The organism is Paraburkholderia sp. UCT2, assembly GCF_014397665.1.
GTDB lineage: Bacteria > Pseudomonadota > Gammaproteobacteria > Burkholderiales > Burkholderiaceae > Paraburkholderia > Paraburkholderia tuberum.
Window position 1 is genome coordinate 74,629 of record NZ_VZQO01000005.1, and the last position, 20,792, is coordinate 95,420.

Annotated in this window: 19 protein-coding genes; 12 read left to right on the plus strand and 7 right to left on the minus strand. The window is 63.9% G+C overall.

Features of this window, described 5'->3' with window-relative positions:
- Nucleotides 1-280 precede the first annotated feature (280 nt).
- The 7 genes from F6X39_RS05990 to F6X39_RS06020 all read left to right on the plus strand — a co-directional run bounded on the left by F6X39_RS05990 (nt 281) and on the right by F6X39_RS06020 (nt 6,530).
- Nucleotides 281-1,240, plus strand: a complete 960-nt coding sequence (locus F6X39_RS05990) for an NAD-dependent epimerase/dehydratase family protein (RefSeq protein WP_187615949.1) — start codon at nt 281-283, stop codon at nt 1,238-1,240.
- 49 nt (nt 1,241-1,289) lie between these two features.
- Nucleotides 1,290-2,312, plus strand: coding sequence for an MraY family glycosyltransferase (locus F6X39_RS05995; protein ID WP_187615950.1), 1,023 nt, complete (start codon nt 1,290-1,292; stop codon nt 2,310-2,312).
- Nucleotides 2,313-2,323: 11 nt separating this feature from the next.
- A complete protein-coding gene (locus F6X39_RS06000; RefSeq protein WP_090803332.1) occupies nt 2,324-4,204 on the plus strand; it encodes a polysaccharide biosynthesis protein in 1,881 nt (626 codons plus the stop codon).
- A gap of 462 nt (nt 4,205-4,666) precedes the next feature.
- Complete coding sequence (locus F6X39_RS06005; RefSeq protein ID WP_187615951.1) at nt 4,667-5,185, plus strand: DUF2778 domain-containing protein; 519 nt, start codon at nt 4,667-4,669, stop codon at nt 5,183-5,185.
- Nucleotides 5,166-5,423 carry a hypothetical protein gene (locus tag F6X39_RS06010; RefSeq protein WP_187615952.1) on the plus strand — a complete coding sequence of 86 codons (258 nt, stop codon included), beginning with the start codon at nt 5,166-5,168 and terminating at the stop codon, nt 5,421-5,423. Before F6X39_RS06005 ends, F6X39_RS06010 begins: the two co-directional genes overlap by 20 nt.
- Before the next feature lie 353 nt (nt 5,424-5,776).
- Nucleotides 5,777-6,295 carry a DUF2778 domain-containing protein gene (locus tag F6X39_RS06015; protein ID WP_187615953.1) on the plus strand — a complete coding sequence of 173 codons (519 nt, stop codon included), beginning with the start codon at nt 5,777-5,779 and terminating at the stop codon, nt 6,293-6,295.
- The gene (locus F6X39_RS06020) at nt 6,276-6,530 is read left to right on the plus strand and encodes a hypothetical protein (RefSeq protein WP_187615954.1); all 255 of its coding nucleotides are present in this window, start codon (nt 6,276-6,278) and stop codon (nt 6,528-6,530) included. The genes F6X39_RS06015 and F6X39_RS06020 overlap by 20 nt, the downstream gene beginning before the upstream one ends.
- A 128-nt stretch (nt 6,531-6,658) precedes the next feature.
- Here F6X39_RS06020 and F6X39_RS06025 read toward each other — a convergent pair whose 3' ends face one another.
- Nucleotides 6,659-7,759, minus strand: a complete 1,101-nt coding sequence (locus F6X39_RS06025; protein WP_090803345.1) for an MraY family glycosyltransferase — start codon at nt 7,757-7,759, stop codon at nt 6,659-6,661.
- 248 nt (nt 7,760-8,007) lie between these two features.
- Between F6X39_RS06025 and F6X39_RS06030 the strand changes: the two genes are divergently transcribed.
- Nucleotides 8,008-9,567 (plus strand): methyl-accepting chemotaxis protein, encoded by a 1,560-nt coding sequence (locus tag F6X39_RS06030; RefSeq protein WP_187615955.1) that lies wholly within the window; start codon nt 8,008-8,010, stop codon nt 9,565-9,567.
- Between the two features lie 126 nt (nt 9,568-9,693).
- On the opposite strand, the gene galE is transcribed toward F6X39_RS06030, so the two are convergent.
- The 4 genes from galE to F6X39_RS06050 form a co-directional block, all read right to left on the minus strand.
- Nucleotides 9,694-10,716 (minus strand): UDP-glucose 4-epimerase GalE, encoded by a 1,023-nt coding sequence (gene galE / locus F6X39_RS06035; protein ID WP_184045471.1) that lies wholly within the window; start codon nt 10,714-10,716, stop codon nt 9,694-9,696.
- 13 nt (nt 10,717-10,729) lie between these two features.
- A complete protein-coding gene (locus tag F6X39_RS06040) occupies nt 10,730-11,878 on the minus strand; it encodes a glycosyltransferase family 4 protein (protein WP_184059731.1) in 1,149 nt (382 codons plus the stop codon).
- 143 nt (nt 11,879-12,021) lie between these two features.
- Nucleotides 12,022-12,852 (minus strand): glycosyltransferase, encoded by an 831-nt coding sequence (locus F6X39_RS06045; RefSeq protein WP_187615956.1) that lies wholly within the window; start codon nt 12,850-12,852, stop codon nt 12,022-12,024.
- Nucleotides 12,849-14,111: an oligosaccharide flippase family protein gene (locus F6X39_RS06050; RefSeq protein WP_187615957.1), complete on the minus strand. Its 1,263-nt coding sequence runs from the start codon at nt 14,109-14,111 to the stop codon at nt 12,849-12,851. Before F6X39_RS06050 ends, F6X39_RS06045 begins: the two co-directional genes overlap by 4 nt.
- 342 nt (nt 14,112-14,453) lie before the next feature.
- Between F6X39_RS06050 and F6X39_RS06055 the strand changes: the two genes are divergently transcribed.
- The 4 genes from F6X39_RS06055 (at nt 14,454) to waaA (ending at nt 19,392) form a co-directional block, all read left to right on the plus strand.
- Complete coding sequence (locus F6X39_RS06055; protein WP_187615958.1) at nt 14,454-15,848, plus strand: phosphomannomutase/phosphoglucomutase; 1,395 nt, start codon at nt 14,454-14,456, stop codon at nt 15,846-15,848.
- A gap of 175 nt (nt 15,849-16,023) precedes the next feature.
- Entirely contained in the window at nt 16,024-17,025 is a 1,002-nt protein-coding gene (gene waaC, locus F6X39_RS06060) for a lipopolysaccharide heptosyltransferase I (protein ID WP_184059725.1), read from the plus strand.
- A gap of 80 nt (nt 17,026-17,105) precedes the next feature.
- Nucleotides 17,106-17,990, plus strand: coding sequence for a Kdo hydroxylase family protein (locus tag F6X39_RS06065; protein ID WP_187615959.1), 885 nt, complete (start codon nt 17,106-17,108; stop codon nt 17,988-17,990).
- 88 nt (nt 17,991-18,078) lie between these two features.
- The gene (waaA, locus tag F6X39_RS06070) at nt 18,079-19,392 is read left to right on the plus strand and encodes a lipid IV(A) 3-deoxy-D-manno-octulosonic acid transferase (protein ID WP_187615960.1); all 1,314 of its coding nucleotides are present in this window, start codon (nt 18,079-18,081) and stop codon (nt 19,390-19,392) included.
- A 282-nt stretch (nt 19,393-19,674) separates the two neighbouring features.
- Here waaA and F6X39_RS06075 read toward each other — a convergent pair whose 3' ends face one another.
- Both F6X39_RS06075 and F6X39_RS06080 read right to left on the minus strand, forming a co-directional pair.
- Complete coding sequence (locus tag F6X39_RS06075) at nt 19,675-20,253, minus strand: hypothetical protein (protein WP_184065214.1); 579 nt, start codon at nt 20,251-20,253, stop codon at nt 19,675-19,677.
- Nucleotides 20,243-20,731: a hypothetical protein gene (locus F6X39_RS06080; protein WP_187615961.1), complete on the minus strand. Its 489-nt coding sequence runs from the start codon at nt 20,729-20,731 to the stop codon at nt 20,243-20,245. Before F6X39_RS06080 ends, F6X39_RS06075 begins: the two co-directional genes overlap by 11 nt.
- Nucleotides 20,732-20,792 lie beyond the last annotated feature (61 nt).

Below are 20,792 nucleotides of genomic sequence, written 5' to 3' on the forward strand. Positions count from 1 at the left end.
CACGAATTCCACATGCGCGAATATGTTTGAGTTGTTACGAAGTGTACGAACGACGCGCCAGCAGGCGCAGGTCCGTTTTATTATCACGGCCCGAATACAATACGTTCCCAGCCAGACTTCCTGAGAAAGCACCGCCGATGCCAGATTGTATCGTGTCCGATCCGCCTTTCCCGCCGTTTGCGGCTGCGTCGAGTCCTGACTGCGATCGTCTGTTTGCGTGGGTCGCGCGGCATGGCGTGGGCGTAATCGTGCGCCGCGAAGTGCATGACGGAGCATTGCGATGAGTCTGCAGATCCTCGTCACCGGCGCCAACGGTTTCGTCGGCCAGGCGGTGTCCCGCGCGTTGCTGCGGCGGGGCGATCGCGTGACTGGCGTGGTGCGCCGGCCGCAGACGGCCGCCGAGGGCGTGCGCGAATGGCTGCTCGATACCGAAGACTTTGCGGGCATCGACCAGCGCTGGCCGGTCGCGCTCACTTGCGATGCGGTGATCCATCTGGCGTCGCGCGTGCACGTGATGCGGGAGACCCTGACCGAGCCGCTCGCCGCCTATCGCGCGACCAATGTCGAGGGCAGCTTGCGCGTCGCGGCCGCGGCGCGGCGCGCGGGCGCGAGGCGCTTCGTGTTCGTCAGCAGCATCAAGGCGATGGGCGAGGCGAGCAGCGGCCGGCCGATCGCCGAAACGGATCAGCCCGCGCCGTCCGATGCGTATGGCATCTCGAAACTGGAAGCCGAGCGCGCGCTGTTCGACTTCGGCCGCTCGACGGGTCTCGAAGTCGTCGTGGTGCGGCCGCCGCTGGTCTACGGGCCGCGCGTGCGCGCGAACTTCCTGCAGCTGATGAACGCGGTCGCGAGAGGCATTCCGTTGCCGCTCGGCGCGCTCAGCGCGCTGCGCAGCCTCGTGTTCGTCGATAACCTCGCGGACGCGCTCGTGCATTGCGCGACCGATCCGCGCGCGGCCGGCGAAACCTTCCATGTGACCGACGGCCGCGACCTCAGCGTGCCGGAACTCGCGCGTCTGCTGGCCACGCAGCTTCACGTGCCCGCGCGGCTCGTGCCGGTGCCGGCCAGCCTGCTGCGTCTCGCGGGTCGCCTGACCGGCCGCTCGGCGCAGATCGATCGATTGACCGGCGAGCTGCGCGTCGACAGTTCGCATATCCGCGAATGTCTGAACTGGTCTGCGCCGCATACGGTCGAGCATGGGCTGCTCGAAACCGCGGCGTGGTATCGCTCAACGCATTGACCACGGGTTGAACCCGCCTTGACTCCGACCTGAACCGCTAACGCTATCGATGCCGCTCGCTGCACACTCCGCCTCTTCCGTCGTCTCTCTACTGCCGTGGGGCGTCGCCGCGCTCGCCGCCTGCGCGGCGATCCTGTGGACGCTGCTGCGCACCGGCCTCGCGTGGCGGCTCGCCACCGACATTCCCAACGACCGCTCGCTGCACACGCGCCCGACGCCGCGCGTCGGCGGCTGGGGCATCGTGCCGGTCGCGGTGCTGCTGATCGCGCTGGCGGCGCCGTCGCTGTGGCTGCCCGCGCTTGCCGCGGCGCTGCTCGCGGCGCTATCGCAGCTCGACGATCGACGTGGCCTGCCCGCACGCGTGCGCTTCGGCGGTCATGCGGCGGCGGTGGCGGCACTGATCGCCGTCTATCCGGCCGACGTGCCGTGGTGGGCGCTCGCGTGCATGGCGGTTCTACTCGTGTGGCTCGTCAATCTCTACAACTTCATGGACGGCTCGGACGGCCTCGCGGGCGGCATGGCGCTGTTCGGCTTCGGCGGCTATGCGGTGGCCGCCTCGCTGTCGTCGCATGCGGACCCGGCGCTCGCGACGGCGAGCCTGATCGTCACAGGCGCGGCCGCGGGCTTTCTGCTGTTCAACTTTCATCCGGCGCGCATTTTTCTCGGTGACGCCGGCTCGATCCCGCTCGGCTTTCTGGCCGGCGCGCTCGGCTATTGGGGGTGGCGCGAGGGTGTATGGCCAGTGTGGTTTCCGGCGCTGTGCTTCGCGCCGTTCATCGGCGATGCGTCGGTCACGCTGCTCAAGCGTCTGCTGCGCGGTGAAAAATTTTGGCAGGCGCATCGTGAACACTACTATCAAAGACTGGTGCAGTCGGGTTTCGGGCACGCATCGACCGCGTGGATTTGGTATTTGTTCATGGCGGCGGGCATAATACTTGCTCTCTGGGCGCTACAATTCGCTCTTCTGTATCAATGGCTGGTTGTCGTCGCATGGGCTGCCGTGCTGGTCGTCGCGGGCCTGTGTATTGATCGCCGCTGGCGGCGCCATGTGTCCCGTTCCGGGCCAATCTGAGGTTCTGCGCAATGAAAAGCTTCAAAGCCAGATGGCTTTCGTTCAGTGCGTTTGCGTTCGACCTGTGCGCGGTGGCAATGGCCTGGCTGCTGGCCTATGTGATCCGGTTCAACGGACCGGTGCCCGCGCCGTTCTGGTCGAGCGGGCTACATGCGCTCGTGTGGGTGCTGCTGATCTACGCGGTGATGTTCCGCGGCTACGGCCTCTATCGCGGCATGTGGGTGTTCGCGAGCCTGCCCGATCTCGTGCGGATCGCGAAAGCGATCGGCGTCGGCGCGCTCGTCGTCGTGATCGGCTCGGCGCTGTTGCAGCCGGCGCCGGTCGTGCCGCGCTCGGTGCTGATCGTGTCGCCGATGCTGCTGTTCCTGACGATGGGCGGCTCGCGCGCGCTGTATCGCGCGGCCAAGGAGTTCTATCGCTACGGCGGACTGGTCGGCCAGGGCAAGCCGGTGCTCGTGCTCGGCGCGGGCAATGCCGGCGCGAACCTCGTGCGCGAGCTGAAGCGCTCGGGCCAATGGCGCCTCGTCGGTCTGCTCGACGACGATCCGATCAAGCAGGGCCGTGAAATCTACGGCTATCGCGTGGTTGGTGCGATCAGCGATCTGCAGAAAATCTGCACGGAGCTGAAGGTCGAGCATGTGATCATCGCGGTGCCGTCGGCGTCGGTGGAGGCGCATCGGCGCATCGCCACGTTGTGCGTGCGCGCCGGCGTACGCGCGATGACGCTGCCCGCGCTCACGCCGCTCACGCAAGGTCAGGCGTTCCTGTCGCGCGTGCGGCAGATCGATCTCGAAGACCTGCTCGGCCGTGACCCGGTGACGATCGACACCGAGCACGTCGCCGCGCTGCTGAAAAACCGCGTCGTGATGGTGACGGGCGCGGGCGGCTCGATCGGCTCGGAGCTATGCCGGCAGATCCTGCGCTTCGGTCCGGTGCAACTGGTCGCGTTCGACATCTCCGAGTTCTCGATCTATCGGCTGAACGAAGAGCTGCGCGACAAATATCCGGAAGTGTCGGTGGTGCCGATCGTCGGCGACGTGAAGGACTCGCTGCTGCTCGATCAGGTGATGGCGCGCTACTGTCCGCACATCGTGTTTCATGCGGCGGCCTACAAGCATGTGCCGTTGATGGAGGAGGTCAACACGTGGCAGGCGGTGCGCAACAACGTGCTTGGCACGTACCGCGTCGCGCGCGCGGCGATCCGCCACGACGTCGCGCATTTCGTGCTGATCTCGACCGACAAGGCGGTCAACCCGACCAACGTGATGGGCGCGAGCAAGCGGCTCGCGGAGATGGCGTGCTCGGCGCTGCAGCAGCAGGGCGCGCGGCGCACGCAGTTCGAGACGGTGCGCTTCGGCAACGTGCTCGGCAGCGCGGGCAGCGTGATTCCGAAGTTCCAGGAGCAGATCGCGCGCGGCGGGCCGGTGACCGTCACGCATCCGGAAATCACGCGTTTCTTCATGACGATTCCGGAGGCGTCGCAGCTCGTGTTGCAGGCGTCGAGCATGGGGCGCGGCGGCGAGATTTTCATTCTCGACATGGGCAAGCCGGTGCGAATCGCCGATCTCGCGCACGATCTGATCCGCCTGTACGGTTTCACCGAAGAGCAGATTCGCGTCGTGTTCACGGGTTTGCGCCCGGGCGAGAAGCTTTACGAAGAACTGCTCGCGGACGACGAAACCACCACGCGCACGCCGCATCCGAAGCTGCGCATCGCACAGGCGCGCGAGGTGCCGGACAGCCTGATCGACAATCTGCTGCCGTGGCTGATGCAGCATCGCGTGCCGGCCGACGATGAAGTGCGGCGCGATCTGCGGCGTTGGGTGCCGGAGTATCTGCCGGCAACGGCGACGACGCTGCGTAGTGTGGCGCCGGCGACGCGGGTGTCGTAGGCGTTCCGCCGCCGCGAGTCATCGGAGTAGTCGAAGCATTGGATCGGTACCCGCGAAGGCAGGTCATTTGACCCGTTGAAGTTGGCCGTCGGATGGTTATCGATAAAAGCCCCTGCAGACCTGCTGGGGCTTTTTTTTGCCTTGGAGAGGTGACGACCATCGTGCACGCCCCGGCTTTTCGGAGTCGTCTGAAGCCTGCGCCCGGCACATACACCTAGCATTGAACAGTCGCCACCCGGTATGTCATTCCCGCTGAGGTGGCGGCTCTATTGGCTCTTTTTCTGTGATGCAAAGGTTTTGCGCGCCCGTGGGGCGCGTTTTTTTTTAGGCGAAAGAGGCGGCAAATCCGGAATCGCCTGTAGCGCGCCAGCGGCACGCGCGCTTATGGTCAAGGTTCACCAACGGAAGGAACCTATGCAGAACGCGATGACCTACAGCCAGCGCAATCAGGAGGCGTGACACGTGGCCTACACGGGCAAATTTCTCGTGAATAACGAACTCCTATCACCGCTCACCATTTTTGGCATCGGCACGTTCAACGCGTATTCAGGCAACAATCAATACCGCAATCGGGGCGGCTGCACGATGGTGCCTAATGATGGGCCGCTTCCTGCCGGTAAATACTGGATCGTTGACCGCCCCACGGGCGGCATCCGTTCTCAGGTGTTTGCATGGGCAAAAGATGAGTGGAATGCAGCAATGGGTCACCCATCGAATCACGGTGAATGGTTCGCGCTATATCGTGATGATGGGACGATTGATGATGTGACGTGGATCAATGGCGTCAAACGCGGGCAGTTCCGTTTGCATCCGGCAGGCGGACGCGGGATTTCGCTTGGCTGCATCACGCTGCCGAGCCATAGCGACTTCATGAAAATCCGCAACGCGCTGCTGCACACCGTCAAAATTCCCGCGCGCTGTTCGGGCCTTCTCGCCCACGGAACAATTGAGATCATCACATATGGCAACACTTGCCCGTAGGGTGTTCAAGGTCGCCCTGTTTATCGGCCTGTTCTGTCTCTCCCTGCTCTATGTCCGTCCGTACCCCTATGAGTGGACAGAAAGCGAGTCGCGCGCGTGGTTTGCTGCTTCGCGCTGGCTCGGTGTTCGCGATCCCGAAGATTTGTATTTCGTGGTGTGGGTAACGATTGAACTGATCGCGGCGGCGCTGGCGTATGTGGCGATCATGAAGCTATGGCGGTGGTTTCGCACGACGTAGATGAAAGCCTCGGCGACGGGGCTTTTTTCTGCCTTGGAAAGTTGACGACCATCGCGCACGCCTCGGCGTTTCGGAGTTGTCTGAAGCCTGCGCCCGGCACATACACCTAGCATTGAACCGTCGCCACCCAGTATGTCACTCCCGCTGAGGTGGCGGCTCTATTGGCTCTTTTTCTGTGATGCAAAGGTTTTGCGCGCCCTTGAGGCGCGTTTTTTTCCAGGCGAAAGAGGCGGCAAATCCGGAATCGACCTGTAGCGCGCCAGCGGCCCGCGCGGTTACGGTCAAGGTTCACCAACGGGAGGAGCCTATGCAGGAGAATGACCTACAGCCAGCGCAATCAGGAGGCGTGAAACATGGCTTACTTCGGCAAATTTCTCGTGAACAACGCGCCGCTGTCACCGCTCACCATTAATGGCATTGGCACATTCGACGCGTTTTCGGGTGATCAGCAATATCGCAATCGGGGCGGCTGCACGGCGGTGGTGGGCAAAGGGCCAATTCCCGCTGGTAAATACTGGATCGTCGCGCGTCCCGCTGGCGGTGTAGGCTCCAGGGCTTTAGCGTGGATAAAAGATGCGTTTAATGCCTATGATGGGAGGCCAACCGATCACAACGAATGGTTCGCGCTATATCGTGACGATGGTGTGATTGATGACTGGACATGGGTCAATGGCGTCAAGCGTGGCCAGTTCCGGTTGCATCCGGCAGGTGGTCAGGGTGTTTCGCTTGGCTGCATTACCCTGCCGAGCCGTACGGATTTCCTGAGAATCCGCAACTCACTCCTGCACACCATGACGATCCCTGCCGGCATTTCGGGGCTTCGCGCTTACGGAACAATTGAGGTCATCACATATGGCAACACTTGTCGGTAGGCTCTTCAAGATCGCGCTGTTTATCGGGTTGTTTCTTCTTTCATTTCGTTATGTCCGGATATCCCATCAGTGGACAGAAGGTGAAGCGCGAGCATGGTGGGGGGCTTCGGATTGGCTCGGTGTCCGCGACCCCGAAGATTTGTATATCGGGGTGTGGGTGACTATCGAACTGATCGTGGCGGCGCTGGCGTATGTGGCGATCCTGAAGCTATGGCGGTGGTATCGCACGAGGTAGACGAAAGCCCCGGCGGCGGGGCTTTTGTTTATCCCGTGCATTGATGAATTTGGAGGAATCTCGTGAAGAGAGGATTTATTGCTACATTTCGAGCCGAGTGAGCCGATTTCAGCCTTTGTCGTTTCTGCTCACCGCTTCCCCTTCCTCACCACCATCCACCGCGGCGACTTGAACCGCACGATGCTCACGTAAAGCCACACATAAGTCGCCGCGAACACCACGACGAAGCAGAACAGATGCAGCGTGTGCCGCCAGAACAGCGTCGCCGGCACGACCGCAATCAGGCACAGCAGCCACAGATACGGCGACGTCAGCGAGTTGCGGCGCGTCAGCTCGCGCGCGGTGCGCGCGCCGACCGCCCAGCGCATCAGCCGCTTGTAGACCAGCATATGCAGATGCACGCCATCCGGGATGCCCGGCGACATGCCGCGAATGAACTTCTTGCGGTAGATCGAGAAGCAGGTCTCGAAGATCGGGTACATGAAGAGCAGCACCGGATACCACGCGGATACGTCGCGATTGCGCATCACGAGCAGGATCGACAGCTCGGCGAGCATGAAGCCGATGAAGTAAGCACCGCCGTCGCCGAGAAAAATCAGCCCGGCCGGGAAGTTCCAGATGAAGAAGCCGAGCACCGCGCCCATCATCATGAACGACGCGGACAGCACGACCGGGTCGTGCACCTGGAACGCCACATATGCGAGCGACGCGAACATCATGAACGCGACCATCGACGCGAGGCCGTTGAAGCCGTCGATGATATTGATCGCGTTGGCGAGCGCGGCGACCGCGAGCACCGTGACCACGAACGAGATCGCCGCATATGACAGCAGAAAGTCGAGCGGCGGCACGCTGATGCGCGTGACCGCGATGTCGAGAAAGAACCAGGCGAGCGCGGCGGCCGCCATCGTGCAGATCAGGCGTGCGAGCGGCGACACGCGCTTGGTCAGATCCTCGACGAGCCCCGAGCCGAACGCCGGCATGCCGCACGCGATCAACCCGAGAATGCTGCCCGATACGGCCGGATACGCGCGATGCAACTGCACCGCGGAGACGATCAGCCCGACCAGAATCCCAGTCCCGCCGATGCGCGGCACCGGCCGCACGTGGAATTTCTGGACGCCGGCCAGATCGGTGTCGGTCGAGAACTTTTCATGCAGATGCGCATAGCGCACGATCAACAGCGTGATCAGCAGAGAGACGAGAAAGCCGAGCGCAAAACTAAGCATGAAAGTGGGCCTGAGCGAAGACGCGGAATTATACAAACGAAACGTGCGGCGGCCGGCGCGCGGCACGGGCGCGAAGCTTTCATCCAGGCCGGCAAAAAATCCCAGATAGCGAGACCGAAGTGGCCCGCACAGGCCCGTGAGCGCTCGCTCCTCATGGATTCCCCCTATGCGGCGCGCGCGCGCCGCAACCGTAAACCTGGATGCGACGAAGTGTAAGTCGCGCGCAACAAAGGCGTTCCGGAGACCCAATGCTTAATAACATCACAATTCGTGGCGGACTGACGCTCGTGATCAGCGTATTCGTCGCCTTCCTTCTGACGGTGATCGCTGTCGGCTACGGCGCGCTGAAGCTCGCCAACGACAGCCTCGACGACACGCAGCGCAGTGCGGTCGCGCTGTCGCATCTGAAGGCGAGTTCCGAGAAGCTTCTGCAGGTGCAGCTCGCATTGGGCACCTATCAGACCTTGTTCAGCGTCGGCAAGCAGACCGACGATCTGCTGCCGGCCGCGCACAAGGTGCTGCTCGAATCGAACAACGACTTCCGCAACTACATGGCCGGCCCGTTCGAGAGCGACGCCGAGCGCAAGCTCGCGCAGAGCGTCGGCGACGCGCGCGCGGCGCTCGTCGACAAGGCGATCGAACCGGAATTCAAGGCATTGACCGACTTCGACTTCAACACCTTCCGCAACATCCAGGGCGACACGGCGAACAGCCTGTACGCGTCCTACTCGAAAGCGATCGACGCGCTCGAAAAAGCGCAGATGGACAATCAGCATCAGCAGGCCGCGACCGGCGCGCGACGCTTCCAGCTCGCGACAGTGCTGTTCGGCGCGATCGCGGTGATCGCGCTCGTGATCGCGGTGGGCGCGCGCGTCGCATTGTCGTCGGCGCTGATCAAGCCGGTCAACGCGACGGTCAAGCACTTCGAGCGCATCGCGGCCGGCGACCTGAGCGGCGCGATCAAGGTGAAATCGCGCAACGAGATGGGCCAGCTACTCGGCGCACTGACGCGGATGCGCGACGGCCTCGTCGAAACGGTCGGCAAGGTGCGCGGCAGCACGAGCGCGATCACGCAGGGCGCGAACGAAATCGCGTCGGGCAATGCCGATCTGTCGGCGCGCACCGAGCAGCAGGCGGCCGCGCTGCAGCAGACCGCGGCGAGCATGGAGCAGCTGTCGGCGACCGTGAAACAGAACGCCGACAACGCCAGGCAGGCGAACCGCCTCGCGCACGGCGCGCTCGATACGGTCACGCGCGGCGGCAAGGTGGTGTCGCGCGTGACGGAGACGATGGACGGCATCAGCGAGTCGTCGCGCAAGGTCACGGAGATCATCGGCATGATCGAGGGGATCGCGTTCCAGACCAACATTCTCGCGTTGAACGCGGCCGTCGAAGCGGCGCGCGCGGGCGAGCAGGGACGCGGCTTCGCGGTGGTCGCCTCGGAAGTGCGCAGCCTCGCGCAGCGCTCGGGCGCGGCGGCCAAGGAGATCAAGGAGCTGATCGGCGAATCGGCGGCGAAGGTCGAGGAGGGTGCGTCGCTGGTGTCGGATGCGCAGAAGACGATTCAGGAAGCGCTGACGGCCGTCGAGCGCGTGACCGGCGTGATGAGCGAGATCGAGGCGTCGGCGCTCGAACAGAGCGACGGCATCGAGCAGGTCAACAAGGCGGTGTCGCAGATCGACGAGGTCACGCAGCACAACGCGGCCCTCGTCGAGCAGGCGGCGGCCGCGGCGAAGTCGCTGGAGGAGCATGCGATGGCGTTGCGTGATGCGGTCGCGGTGTTCCAGCTGGATGGGGCAACGGCGTAACGCGTTCAGCAGCCACGGCGCTCACCGTTCTGACGAGGTGAGCGCCAAAGCAAACGGCGGCGGCATCCGCGCTACGCGAATGCCGCCGCCATTTTTTTTAACGGGATGCGCCGGTGCCGAAGCGCTTTATGCAAACCCCTGCGGATTCGTCGACTGCCAGCGCCAGTGGTCCGCGCACATGCGCTCGATGCCGAACTGCGCGCGCCAGCCGATGATTTTCTCGGCCGCGCTCGGGTCCGCGAAACACTGCGCGACGTCGCCCGGGCGGCGCGCGACGATCTCGTACGGCACCGGCCGCCCCGACGCCTTCTCGAACGAGCGCACCACGTCGAGCACGCTATAGCCCTGGCCCGTGCCGAGATTGACGACGAAGCTCGCATCGCGCTCGACGAGCGCATCGAGCGCGGCGAGATGCCCGCGCGCGAGATCGACCACGTGGATGTAGTCGCGCACGCCGGTGCCGTCGGGCGTCTCGTAGTCGCCGCCGAACACGCGCAGCTTGTCGAGCTTGCCGACCGCCACCTGTGCGACGTACGGCATCAGGTTGTTCGGAATGCCGGCCGGATCTTCGCCGATCAGGCCACTTTCGTGCGCGCCGACCGGATTGAAGTAGCGCAGCGTCGCGATGCGCCACGAGGGGTCCGACACTTCGAGATCGCGCAGGATCTGCTCGGCGATCAGCTTCGATTGACCATACGGATTGGTCGCCGACAGCGGGAACGATTCGTCGATAGGCGAGCTCTTCGGCACGCCGTACACCGTTGCCGACGAACTGAACACGAACTGCTTGACGTTGCGATCGCGCATCACGCCGAGTAGCGTCAGCAGGCTGCCGACGTTGTTCGCGTAGTACTCGATCGGCTTCGCGACCGACTCGCCGACCGCTTTCAGCGCAGCGAAATGGATCGCGCCGGTGATCGGATGCGCATCGAAAATCCGCTGCAGCGCGGCTGCGTCGCGCGCGTCGTCGTCGTAGAAGCTCACCGCACGGCCGGTTATTTTCTCGACGCGCCGCAACGCTTCGCGCTTGCTGTTCACGAGGTTGTCGATCACCGCGACGTCGTAGCCGCCGTTCAGCAGTTCGACGCAGGTGTGCGAGCCGATGAAACCCGCGCCGCCCGTTACCAGAATCGTGCCCTTCGTGGTCATGCTGTTGCTCCCATTAAAGTAAAACACCCGTGATTTTTTGCACCAGGTCTTTATAGGTTTCGACGACCATGCGTTCGTCGAATTCGGTTGCGACTTTCTGCCGGCCGCGTTCCGCCATCGCGCGCCGCTCCGCGCCGCTCATGTCGAGCATGCGCGCGAGACTCGCGGCAAGGCTCTGCGCATTGCGCGCTTCGCACAACAAGCCGTTGACGCCGTCGGCCACCACCTCGCGGCAGCCGGGCACGTCGGTCGCGACGATCGGCCGGCCCATCGCCGACGCTTCCATCAGCGTGCGCGGCACGCCTTCGCGATACGACGGCAGCACCACGCAATCGGCATCGGCGATGAACGGCCGCACGTCGTGCGCCTCGCCCAGATATTCGATCACGCCTTCCTGTTCCCACGCGGCGACTTCGTCGCGCGTGATCGCGCTCGGATTGTCGACGCCGACCGGCCCGAGCAGTTGAAAGCGCGCGTGGCGGTAGCGCGCGCGCAATTGCCGCGCGGCCTCGACGTATTCGCCGACGCCTTTGTCCCACAGCAGCCGCCCGATCAGCACGAAGCGAAACTCCGCGCGCTCGCGCAGCGGCGTGAACGCGAACTGCTCGAGATCGACGCCCTCGCCGTGCAACAGCCGCGCGCGCTCCGGATGCACGAGCAGCTTGCCGTCGATGAACGCGGCCTGATCGTCGCGATTCAGGAACCACACTTCACGCGGAAAGCGGAACGCAAAACGATACAGCCTTTTGGCGATCTGCGCGGCGCGGCTGTGCTGGATGAACACGTAGCCGAGCCCGGTGGTGACCGCCACCGACTGCACGCCAGCCAGCTTCGCCGCGATCGAGCCGTAGATGTTCGGCTTGATCGTGTAGTGAAACACGACATGCGGACGGATGGTCCTGTACTGCCGATACAGCGCGACGAGCGTGCGCAGATCTTCGCCCGGACTCGTGCCCTTCGACGCCATCGGCAGCTCGATGCAACGGCAGCCCATCGCGGCGAGCAACTCGAACGTGCGGTCGCGCGGCGCGAGCACCGTCACGTCGACGCCGCGCCCGATCAGCGTGCGGATCAGCCCTTGCCGATAGGTATAGATTGCCCAGGCCGTGTTGCAAACGAGTGTAATGCGTAGCGCGGGCGTCGACTTGAAAGAGGGCTTCATGCGAAGAAATGCCGGGCGTTGAATGAAGTGTGGACCATTGATACGAAGACAGCGCCCTACGATGCGGCGCGAACCTCAGCGAATGAAGCGACAGCGGCAACGACAACGACAACGACAACGACAGCGCTCACACGCGGCGCGACTCAACGGCTCGCGCGCGGCGTGAGCAGCGCGCGCTTGACCCGCTGTAACGTGCGATAAGGCAGCATCAGATGCAACAGATTCTTCGCGAGGCCCAACCAGTCGTAAGGATTGGCCACGTTGAAGTAGCGCAACTGCAAGCGCAGCGTCGAGCCGATCTGCCGGCGCCGTTTCGTCGCGCTGATGCCGCCTTCGTTCAGCTCATAGAAAAGGCCGAGTTCCGGCAGATTCGCGCAGTCATAGCGTTCCATCAGACGTACGAACAGATCGAGGTCCTCCGCCGAACGATACGCGGCGCGGTAGTTGCCGACTGTGCGGACGGCATCGATACGCAGCATCATCGACGGATGCGCGAGGCACGAGCGGAAAAAGCGCTGGCGCCGGATCACGTTCGACTCGGCCGGCGGCGTCAGCATGAAAAGCGGTTCGCCCGCGCGCGTGACGACCTGGGTCCACATGCCGAGGCCCGCCACGTTCGGATGCGCTTCCATGAACGCGCGCTGCTTCGCAAGCCGCCGCGGCACCGCGCGATCGCCCGCGTCGATGCGCGCCGCATAGCGAAAGCCGCGCTGCGCGAGCGCGTCGATGCCGGTTCGCAGCGCACGCTCGATGCCGCCGTTCTGCGCCATGCGCAGCACTTCGATCTTCAGGTTCGGCAGCGTGGGCGCGACGATCGGCGGCGTGCTGCCGTCATCGACGATCAGTACGTGCACCAGCGCACTTTCTTCGAACGACGCGAGCGTAGAATCGACGTCCGCCTGACCGTTATAGGCGGGTATCAGCACCGCGACGTCGTCGAGCGTGGTTTGCGCGGTGGCGGATGAATTCGTCATGGGCGCAATTTGAAACGGATGTAATAAAGATTGACCGAGACGGCCGCCAGATAGCCGGCCGCGAGGCCGACGAGCGCGCCATACGCGCCGAGCCGCGGGATCGCCAGCAGATTGACCGCGAACGCGACGGCGAGCGCGAGCAGCCACTTGGTGAGCAACACGAACCTGGCCTGATATTTGAGCACGACCAGATTGCTGATCGCCTCGACGCCGGCGGGCACCGACAGCCACACGGCCCAGCGGAAGATTTCGATCGCGCCTTCGAAGTCCGGCCCGAACACACGGCGGATGATGAAGCCCGCGAGCAGATCGAGCACGAACGCGCCGCACACCATCAGCACGGCGCTCAGCGCGGTGAGCCGCCACATGTTGCGGCGCAGTTGCGCGATGCCTTGCACGCGGTAGACGAATGCGGGCGCAATGGTTTGCGCGAGCATCAGCGCGAGCGTGATCCAGTTTTCATTCAACTGCTGGGCGGCCGAGTAGCGACCGAGGTCGGCGAACGAAATCGCGCGCTCGAGCATCAGCCGGTCCAGTTTCAGAAATAGATACATACAGATGAGCCCGAGCCAGAACACGGTGCCCGCGCTCGCGAAGTGCCTGAAGAGCGAACGTTCGACATGCCAGCCCAGCTTGCCGCCATGCCGGCGCATGAAGTAGAGCAACAGCACCGCGCCGATCGCCGCCGATTCGAGCGCCCACAGCCAGCCGAAACGCGCGGGCGCGGCCGTCGCGCGCACCAGCAGATAGACGAGAGCCGCCTTGATCACTGCGGTGCTCATGCTGGTCAGCAATTGCGGCTTGCTGTAGGTCATGCTTTGCAGCCACGCGTTGATCACGCCGACGAACGGCTCGCGAAACAGCATCGTCACCGCGAGGCCGGCGAGCATCGCACCGACGAGCGGTTCGAAGAAGTGCAGCGCAATGCCGAGCCACGTGAGCAGCAGCGCAACGGCCGAGACGGAGAAGCGCAACGCGAACGCGCTGCCGAGGACGGTACCGAGTTGTTCGGGCGGCCGGTTGACGATGGTCGGTACGAGGATTTCCGCGCCGCAGACCCAGGTGATCGGCGACAGCACCAGCAGCAGCGTATTCGCGTACTGCCATTTGCCGAACGTTTCGGGCCCGAAGTAACGCGCGAGCATGCCGCTGATCACGATTGCGACGCCGATCTGCGTGAGCCGCTCGAGACCCAGCCAGACGATGTTCGAAAACGCTCGGGTGACGTCGGGATTGGCGAAGCGCTTGACCGTCAGCATCCGTTGGCCGCTCGCCGCTGCGCGTCGGTCAAGCCGCCTCGCACGGCCATGCATGCGGCGCTATGCGCATTCGCCCGCCCGGCCGGCAGCCACGGCAACTTTACAAATGGAGGGCGTCTAAGCATTAGAATGGCGGTATTCAGGCTGGTCAGAAAAACGCAATTATAAGTTGGAACCGGAGCGCTTCCGGCAAGGGCGCATCGAGGCGCGGTAACAGGTGTTTTTAACGTGAGTATTACCGTGGTTTTTAACGCGAATTTTTACCGCGTTTTAACCGGCGATTGTTACCGGTCGAGGTCGGTGCGCAGGTCAAAATTTTCCATTGCACGCAAGTGAGCCAACATGATCTCCAAATCCATTTTCAAGGCGTATGACATTCGTGGCGTCATTGGCAAGACGCTCGACGCCGACGCCGCGCGTTCCATCGGTCGCGCATTCGGCAGCGAAGTGCGCGCGCAGGGCGGCGACGCGGTCGTGGTCGCGCGCGACGGACGCCTGTCGGGCCCCGAGCTGATCGGGGCGCTGTCCGACGGCCTGCGTGCGGCCGGCGTCGATGTCGTGAACGTGGGCATGGTGCCCACGCCGGTCGGCTACTTCGCGGCGAGCGTTCCGTTGAAACTGGCGGGCGGCGAGCGCCGCGTCGACTCGTGCATCGTCGTGACGGGTAGCCATAATCCGCCGGACTACAACGGCTTCAAGATGGTGCTGCGCGGCGCGGCCATTTACGGCGAGCAGATTCTCGCGCTGCATCAGCGCATCGTCGACGAGAACTTCGCCGACGGCAGCGGCAGCTACGCCGAGTACGACATCGCCGACGCGTATCTCGAGCGCATCGCGAGCGACGTGAAGCTCGCGCGTCCGATCAAGATCGTCGTCGATACCGGCAACGGCGTGGCCGGTGGGCTTGCGCCGAAGCTGTTCAGGAAGCTCGGCTGCGAACTCGTCGAACTGTTCACCGAAGTCGACGGCAACTTCCCGAATCACCACCCGGACCCGGCGCACCCGGAGAACCTCGTAGACGTGATTCGCGCGCTGAAGGAAACGGATGCGGAAATCGGCTTCGCGTTCGACGGCGACGGCGACCGCCTCGGCGTCGTCACCAAAGACGGCCAGATCATCTACCCGGACCGTCAGCTGATGCTGTTCGCCGAAGAAGTGCTGTCGCGCAACAAGGGCGCGCAGATCATTTACGACGTGAAGTGCACGCGCAATCTCGCGAAGTGGGTCAAGGACAAGGGCGGCGAGCCGCTGATGTGGAAGACCGGCCACTCGCTCGTGAAGGCGAAGCTGCGCGAAACCGGCGCGCCGCTGGCTGGCGAAATGAGCGGCCACGTGTTCTTCAAGGACCGCTGGTATGGTTTCGACGACGGCCTGTACACGGGGGCGCGTCTGCTCGAGATCCTCACGCGTGTCGCCGACCCGAGCAAGCTGCTGAACTCGCTGCCGAACTCGCACTCCACGCCCGAGCTGCAGCTGAAACTCGAGGAAGGCGAGAACTTCGAGCTGATCGCGCGTATGCAGCAGAACGCGAAGTTCACCGGCGCGGACAACGTCGTGAAGATCGACGGTCTGCGCGTCGAGTATCCGGACGGCTTCGGCCTCGCGCGTTCGTCGAACACGACGCCGGTCGTGGTGATGCGTTTCGAGGCCGACAACGACGCAGCGCTCAAACGCATCCAGGACGACTTCCGCCGCGTGATTCTCGCGGAGAAGGCCGATGCGAAACTGCCGTTCTGACGGCTGATGCGGCGCTGCGCTTCGAAGTTCGTCAAGACGGCTCGAAGCGTCGCCCCTACCGAACGCGGCGCGGGTTGCCTTACCGCGCCGCGTTTTTCATGTCTTTCGTGGACGGCGCGCTAGAATTGCGGTCCTTTCAACGCATCTTCGAGCCGGATCGCCGGTTTTCCCACTCTTGAGCGCGCAAAAGATACTGATCGTGAGGGTGTCGTCGCTGGGCGACGTCGTTCACAACATGCCCGTGATTGCCGACATCCGGCGCCGTCATCCCGACGCGCAGATCGACTGGCTCGTCGAGGAAAGCTTCGTCGGGCTCGTGGAACTCGTGAGCGGCGTGCGGCGCGCGATTCCGGTGTCGCTGCGGCGCTGGCGCAAGCGCATCCTGTCCGTCGACAACTGGCGCGAGATCGGCGCGTTTCGCCGCGCGCTCGCCGCCGAGCACTACGATCTGGTGATCGACTGCCAGGGCCTCATCAAGACCGCGTGGCTCGCGAACATGGCGCGCGGACCGCTCGTCGGCCTCGGCAACCGTACCGAAGGCGCCGGCTACGAATGGCCGGTGCGCTTTTTCTACGGGCGGCGCGTGCCGATCGCGCCGCGCACGCACGTGGTCGAACGCACGCGTCAACTGGTGGCCGCGGCGCTGAACGATCCGCCGCCGCAACCCACCGACGACATCGACTTCGGTCTCGACACGGGCCGTGCCGCGCTCGCGCTGTCGCAGGCGAATCTGAATCTGCCGGTGCCGTACGTGGTGTTCGTGCACGCGACTTCGCGCGCCGACAAGCAGTGGCCCGATGCCGCGTGGATCGAACTCGGGCAGGCGCTGGTGCGGCGCGGCGCTTCGATCGTGCTGCCGTGGGGCAGCGACGCCGAGCGCGCGACCAGCGAGCGGCTCGCGAAGGAGTTCGGCGCGGCCGCGATCGTGCCGCCGAAGCTGTCGCTGCCGGCGGTGGTGGGGCTGATCGATGGCGCGGCCGCGACGGTCGGGGTTGACACAGGTCTGGTCCATATCGCGGCGGCGCTGAAGCGGCCCACGGTCGAGTTGTACAATTTCTCGACCGCGTGGCGCACCGGCGGCTACTGGTCGCCGAACGTCGTCAATCTCGGCGCGGCGGGGCAGCCGCCTACGCTGCAGCAGGTGAAGTCGGTGCTTGCCGGCTTCGGGCTGTTGTAACCCGGGCCGGCCGGCATCAGCACCTGCTGCATCCTGTCGGTGCGCTTCGCCTTGCGCACCCTCCGTTCCAAAGGGCGACCATGAACGAAACCCAGATCATCGAAGTAGCGAACGCCGACTGGCACGGCTGCAACCTGTCCGTGCCTCGAGAGACGCTGCTCGCCGGCGTCGAGCGCGGCAAGGTGCTGTACTTCCCGAACCTGCGCTTCGCGATCGACGGTGGCGAGCAGGCGCTGCTCGACCCGGCGCTCGCCGATCCGAACCGCAAGAACATCAGCCTCGAACCGAACGGCGGCGCGTTGCATGGCGTGGCCGGCGATGCGGTCACGCAGTCGGCGGTGCGCGCGTTGATCGCGCGTTATCAGGCGAATGCGCGCACGCTCGTCGACGGGCTCTTCCCCGAGTACAGCGGCAAGCTGCGGGTCGCGCCGACGAGCCTGCGGCTGCATCAGGTCGAGACTCGCGAAACCTCGTGGCGCAAGGACGATAGCCGCCTGCACGTCGACGCGTTTCCGTCGCGGCCGAATTACGGCGAGCGCATCCTGCGCGTGTTCACCAACGTCAATCCGCGTGGCGTGCCGCGCGTATGGCGCGTCGGCGAGCCGTTCGAGGATATGGCGCAGCGCTTCCTGCCGCGTATCAAGCCGCAGATGCCCGGCTCCGCGTGGCTGCTGAACCTGCTGCACGTGACCAAATCGCTGCGCAGCGAATACGATCATCTGATGCTCAGTCTGCACGACGGCATGAAGGCCGACCTCGACTATCAGAAGACGAGCCCGCAACAGACCATGCCGTTTCCGCCGGGCAGCGTGTGGGTGTGCTTCTCCGACCAGACCTCGCATGCGGTGATGTCCGGCCAGTTCATGCTGGAGCAGACTTTCTTCCTGCCGGTGAAGGCGATGGCGCAGCCGGAATGCGCGCCGCTCGGCATTCTCGAGCGCCTGAAGGGCAGGGCGCTGGTTTGAGCGCGGCGGTCGATTCGAGGGCCGGGCAGATGCCGGCCCGCATCGCGCGCGTGAGCGCGCTGCGCTTTCCGCATCACGCGGGGCGCCGATGCTAAGGGCGATCTATCGCGCGCTCTGGTGGCTCATCGCGCCGCTGGCGGTGCTGCGTCTGTTGATCCGTTCGCGTAAGGAGCGCGGCTATCGCGAGCATATCGGCGAGCGCTTCGGTTATTCGCGCGGGCGCTTGTTGGAGGACAGCGCGCCGTTGATCTGGGTGCATGCGGTGTCGGTCGGCGAGACGCGCGCCGCGCAGCCGCTGATCGATGCGCTGATGAAGGCGCGCCCCGACGCGCGCATTCTGCTTACGCACATGACGCCGAGCGGCCGCGCGACCGGCATCGAGATTTTCGGCGACCGCGTGTTGCGCAGTTATCTACCGTACGACATGCCGCATGCGGTACGGCGCTTCTTGCGCGGGTGGCGGCCGTCGCTCGGTCTCGTGATGGAAACCGAGGTGTGGCCGACCCTGATCGACGAGTGCCGTCGCGCCGACGTGCCGCTCGTGCTGACCAACGCGCGGATGTCGGCGCGTTCGTTCAAGCGCGCGGCGAAATTCGGCGGCGCGACGAAAGACGTGTTCGGCGGCTTCGCGCGCGTGCTCGCGCAGAGTCCGTCCGATGCCGAGCGGTTGACCTCGCTCGGCGCGCGCAATGTCGCGGTGCTCGGCAATCTGAAGTTCGACATGAGCACGCCGCCCGAACTCGCGGCACGCGGCCACGCGTGGCGCGCGGCGATCGGCACGCGGCCCGTGTGGGTCGCGGCGAGCACGCGCGAGGGCGAAGAAGCGCTCGTGCTCGAGGCGTTCGCGGCGCTCGGCATCGACGATGCGCTGCTGATTCTGGTGCCGCGTCATCCGCAGCGCTTCAATGAAGTCGCGGCGCTCGTCGAGAAAGCGGGGTTGCGGCTCGAACGCCGATCGGGTTGGGCGCCCGATGCGAAGGTCGCGTCGGCGGCGCGCACCGCCGACGATGGCGTGGCGCCGCTGCCTCGCGACGTGAACGTGCTGCTCGGCGATTCGATGGGCGAGTTGGGCGCTTACTACGCGGCGTCGGATCTTGCGTTTATCGGCGGCAGTCTGTTGCCGCTTGGCGGACAGAACCTGATCGAAGCGTGTGCGGTCGGCGTGCCGGTGCTGATCGGGCCGCACGTGTTCAACTTCACGCAAGCCACCGCCGATGCGGTCGCGGCCGGTGCCGCCGTGCAGGTGCAGGACCCGACCGATCTGGCGCGCGCGCTGCGCGAGCTGTTCGGCGACAAGTCGCGGCGGCTCGCGATGGGCGGTGCGGCTGCCGCGTTTGCGGCGAGGCATCGCGGGGCGACGGCGAGGACGGTGAATGTGTTGGCGGCGTTGCTGCCGGAGTAGAGGTGACTGTGGTGCCGCGGTTAGCAAAAAAGGGCTACTCGACTCTGTTGTACTTTTTCCTGCAGTGGCGTCGTGCCCGAGATGTCGGGGGCCTCAGGAAGCGACAAGGCGCAGTCCGCGCCAATCGAAGTGCAAAATTCTGAGCTGAGGTCCCGGAACGCCGGTGACGACCGCGCCGAGCGAATTATTCAAGCCGCAAGCGCCACGCACTTTGTGGCTAACGCTTGCTTATGTGATATGAACCGTCCGAGTGTTATTGCTGCTTCGCGACAGACTCGTCGCTTATTGGGCTTGTGTCGGCGCTACGGCGTCGAGCGCTTCCTCTTCCTGCGGAGGTGTGTGGGTCTGCCGGATTTGCTCAATCATCTTGGTTAAGACATCAAAAGCCGTTTCCGGCGTGGCTTGCGTCGGGGTTGGTTTGCCTGGGTTTTGATGTGCAATCCAATCGCGATACTGCTTGATTTGCTTGACCTGCCCGATGAGATCGGGGTCAACTTCGCCTTTGAAAAGATTGAGAATCTCACCAAACTTCCAGTATTCGACTTCATTCTCGAACTTTTCAGCCAGCTTGTCGGAATACTGCTGCGGATATCCGGCGGCCAGCAGCCGATTGGCCGTTTGCAGATGCTCGATGACGAACCGCTCAAATGTGGCGAATAGCGCCAAAATGGCAAGGTCAGCCGCTTGCCTGGCTGCGTCTTGAAGGGCGGTATTTGCTTCCTCCGGAGTTGCCCCAATGAACTGTGTGCGTCGGATGAGTTCTTCGTGCTGGATTTGAATCGTGCGCGTGGCGACTTTGAAGCAATCGTTCGCCACAGCAAATGCCTTATAGACTGGATCCAGAGGATTATTAAAATTCATAGTCGGAAACATCCGTGAGCAGGTCAAGAAACAGACCCTCTTCAACGCGCTTTGCTCGACGTACTCTGGCCTCGATCCAGTACCAGCCATCTCCGTCGACTCCAGAAAGCATGGGTGCCGACGACGAGGTTGTGTTTTTTCCACCAACGGTAGTCTGCGTCGAAAACGTCGGACCTTTTCCAACGTAGAAAAGGAACGCATGTCTCGTCACACGGCCGATTAGATCCACTCTCCCGTGCGCGCCGATGATTTTCGATCCGACAGGCTGGATCTTGGCCACTGACACTCCGTCCTTTGATATGTGAAGGCTCGGGGCATCATATTGGGCCATCATCTCTTCATTGAGTGTTGTGACGTCGCGTTCCACGGTGAGACCATGGTCTCTGCACCAGGCACTCACTTCCCCCAGGAAGGTTGTGACGCGCTGCACATATTCGGCGGAAGAAGAGCCTGCATCTTCGGTTTTTGGTTCAGCCATTGTCTGTCCTTGTATCGTCAGCATGCGCGCACTGCGGCACGCCAACGTCTGCCAGCACAGT

What these genes read in the sequence shown, in the direction of transcription:
- waaA (WP_187615960.1), top strand. Translation starts at nt 18,079, where the DNA reads ATGCTAAGGGCGATCTATCGCGCGCTCTGGTGGCTCATCGCGCCGCTG.
- galE (WP_184045471.1), bottom strand. Translation starts at nt 10,716, where the DNA reads ATGACCACGAAGGGCACGATTCTGGTAACGGGCGGCGCGGGTTTCATC.
- F6X39_RS06055 (WP_187615958.1), top strand. Translation starts at nt 14,454, where the DNA reads ATGATCTCCAAATCCATTTTCAAGGCGTATGACATTCGTGGCGTCATT.
- F6X39_RS05990 (WP_187615949.1), top strand. Translation starts at nt 281, where the DNA reads ATGAGTCTGCAGATCCTCGTCACCGGCGCCAACGGTTTCGTCGGCCAG.
- F6X39_RS06040 (WP_184059731.1), bottom strand. Translation starts at nt 11,878, where the DNA reads ATGAAGCCCTCTTTCAAGTCGACGCCCGCGCTACGCATTACACTCGTT.
- F6X39_RS06075 (WP_184065214.1), bottom strand. Translation starts at nt 20,253, where the DNA reads ATGAATTTTAATAATCCTCTGGATCCAGTCTATAAGGCATTTGCTGTG.
- F6X39_RS06080 (WP_187615961.1), bottom strand. Translation starts at nt 20,731, where the DNA reads ATGGCTGAACCAAAAACCGAAGATGCAGGCTCTTCTTCCGCCGAATAT.
- F6X39_RS06020 (WP_187615954.1), top strand. Translation starts at nt 6,276, where the DNA reads ATGGCAACACTTGTCGGTAGGCTCTTCAAGATCGCGCTGTTTATCGGG.
- F6X39_RS06050 (WP_187615957.1), bottom strand. Translation starts at nt 14,111, where the DNA reads ATGCTGACGGTCAAGCGCTTCGCCAATCCCGACGTCACCCGAGCGTTT.
- F6X39_RS06015 (WP_187615953.1), top strand. Translation starts at nt 5,777, where the DNA reads ATGGCTTACTTCGGCAAATTTCTCGTGAACAACGCGCCGCTGTCACCG.
- F6X39_RS06065 (WP_187615959.1), top strand. Translation starts at nt 17,106, where the DNA reads ATGAACGAAACCCAGATCATCGAAGTAGCGAACGCCGACTGGCACGGC.
- F6X39_RS06000 (WP_090803332.1), top strand. Translation starts at nt 2,324, where the DNA reads ATGAAAAGCTTCAAAGCCAGATGGCTTTCGTTCAGTGCGTTTGCGTTC.
- F6X39_RS06045 (WP_187615956.1), bottom strand. Translation starts at nt 12,852, where the DNA reads ATGACGAATTCATCCGCCACCGCGCAAACCACGCTCGACGACGTCGCG.
- F6X39_RS05995 (WP_187615950.1), top strand. Translation starts at nt 1,290, where the DNA reads ATGCCGCTCGCTGCACACTCCGCCTCTTCCGTCGTCTCTCTACTGCCG.
- F6X39_RS06030 (WP_187615955.1), top strand. Translation starts at nt 8,008, where the DNA reads ATGCTTAATAACATCACAATTCGTGGCGGACTGACGCTCGTGATCAGC.
- F6X39_RS06010 (WP_187615952.1), top strand. Translation starts at nt 5,166, where the DNA reads ATGGCAACACTTGCCCGTAGGGTGTTCAAGGTCGCCCTGTTTATCGGC.
- F6X39_RS06025 (WP_090803345.1), bottom strand. Translation starts at nt 7,759, where the DNA reads ATGCTTAGTTTTGCGCTCGGCTTTCTCGTCTCTCTGCTGATCACGCTG.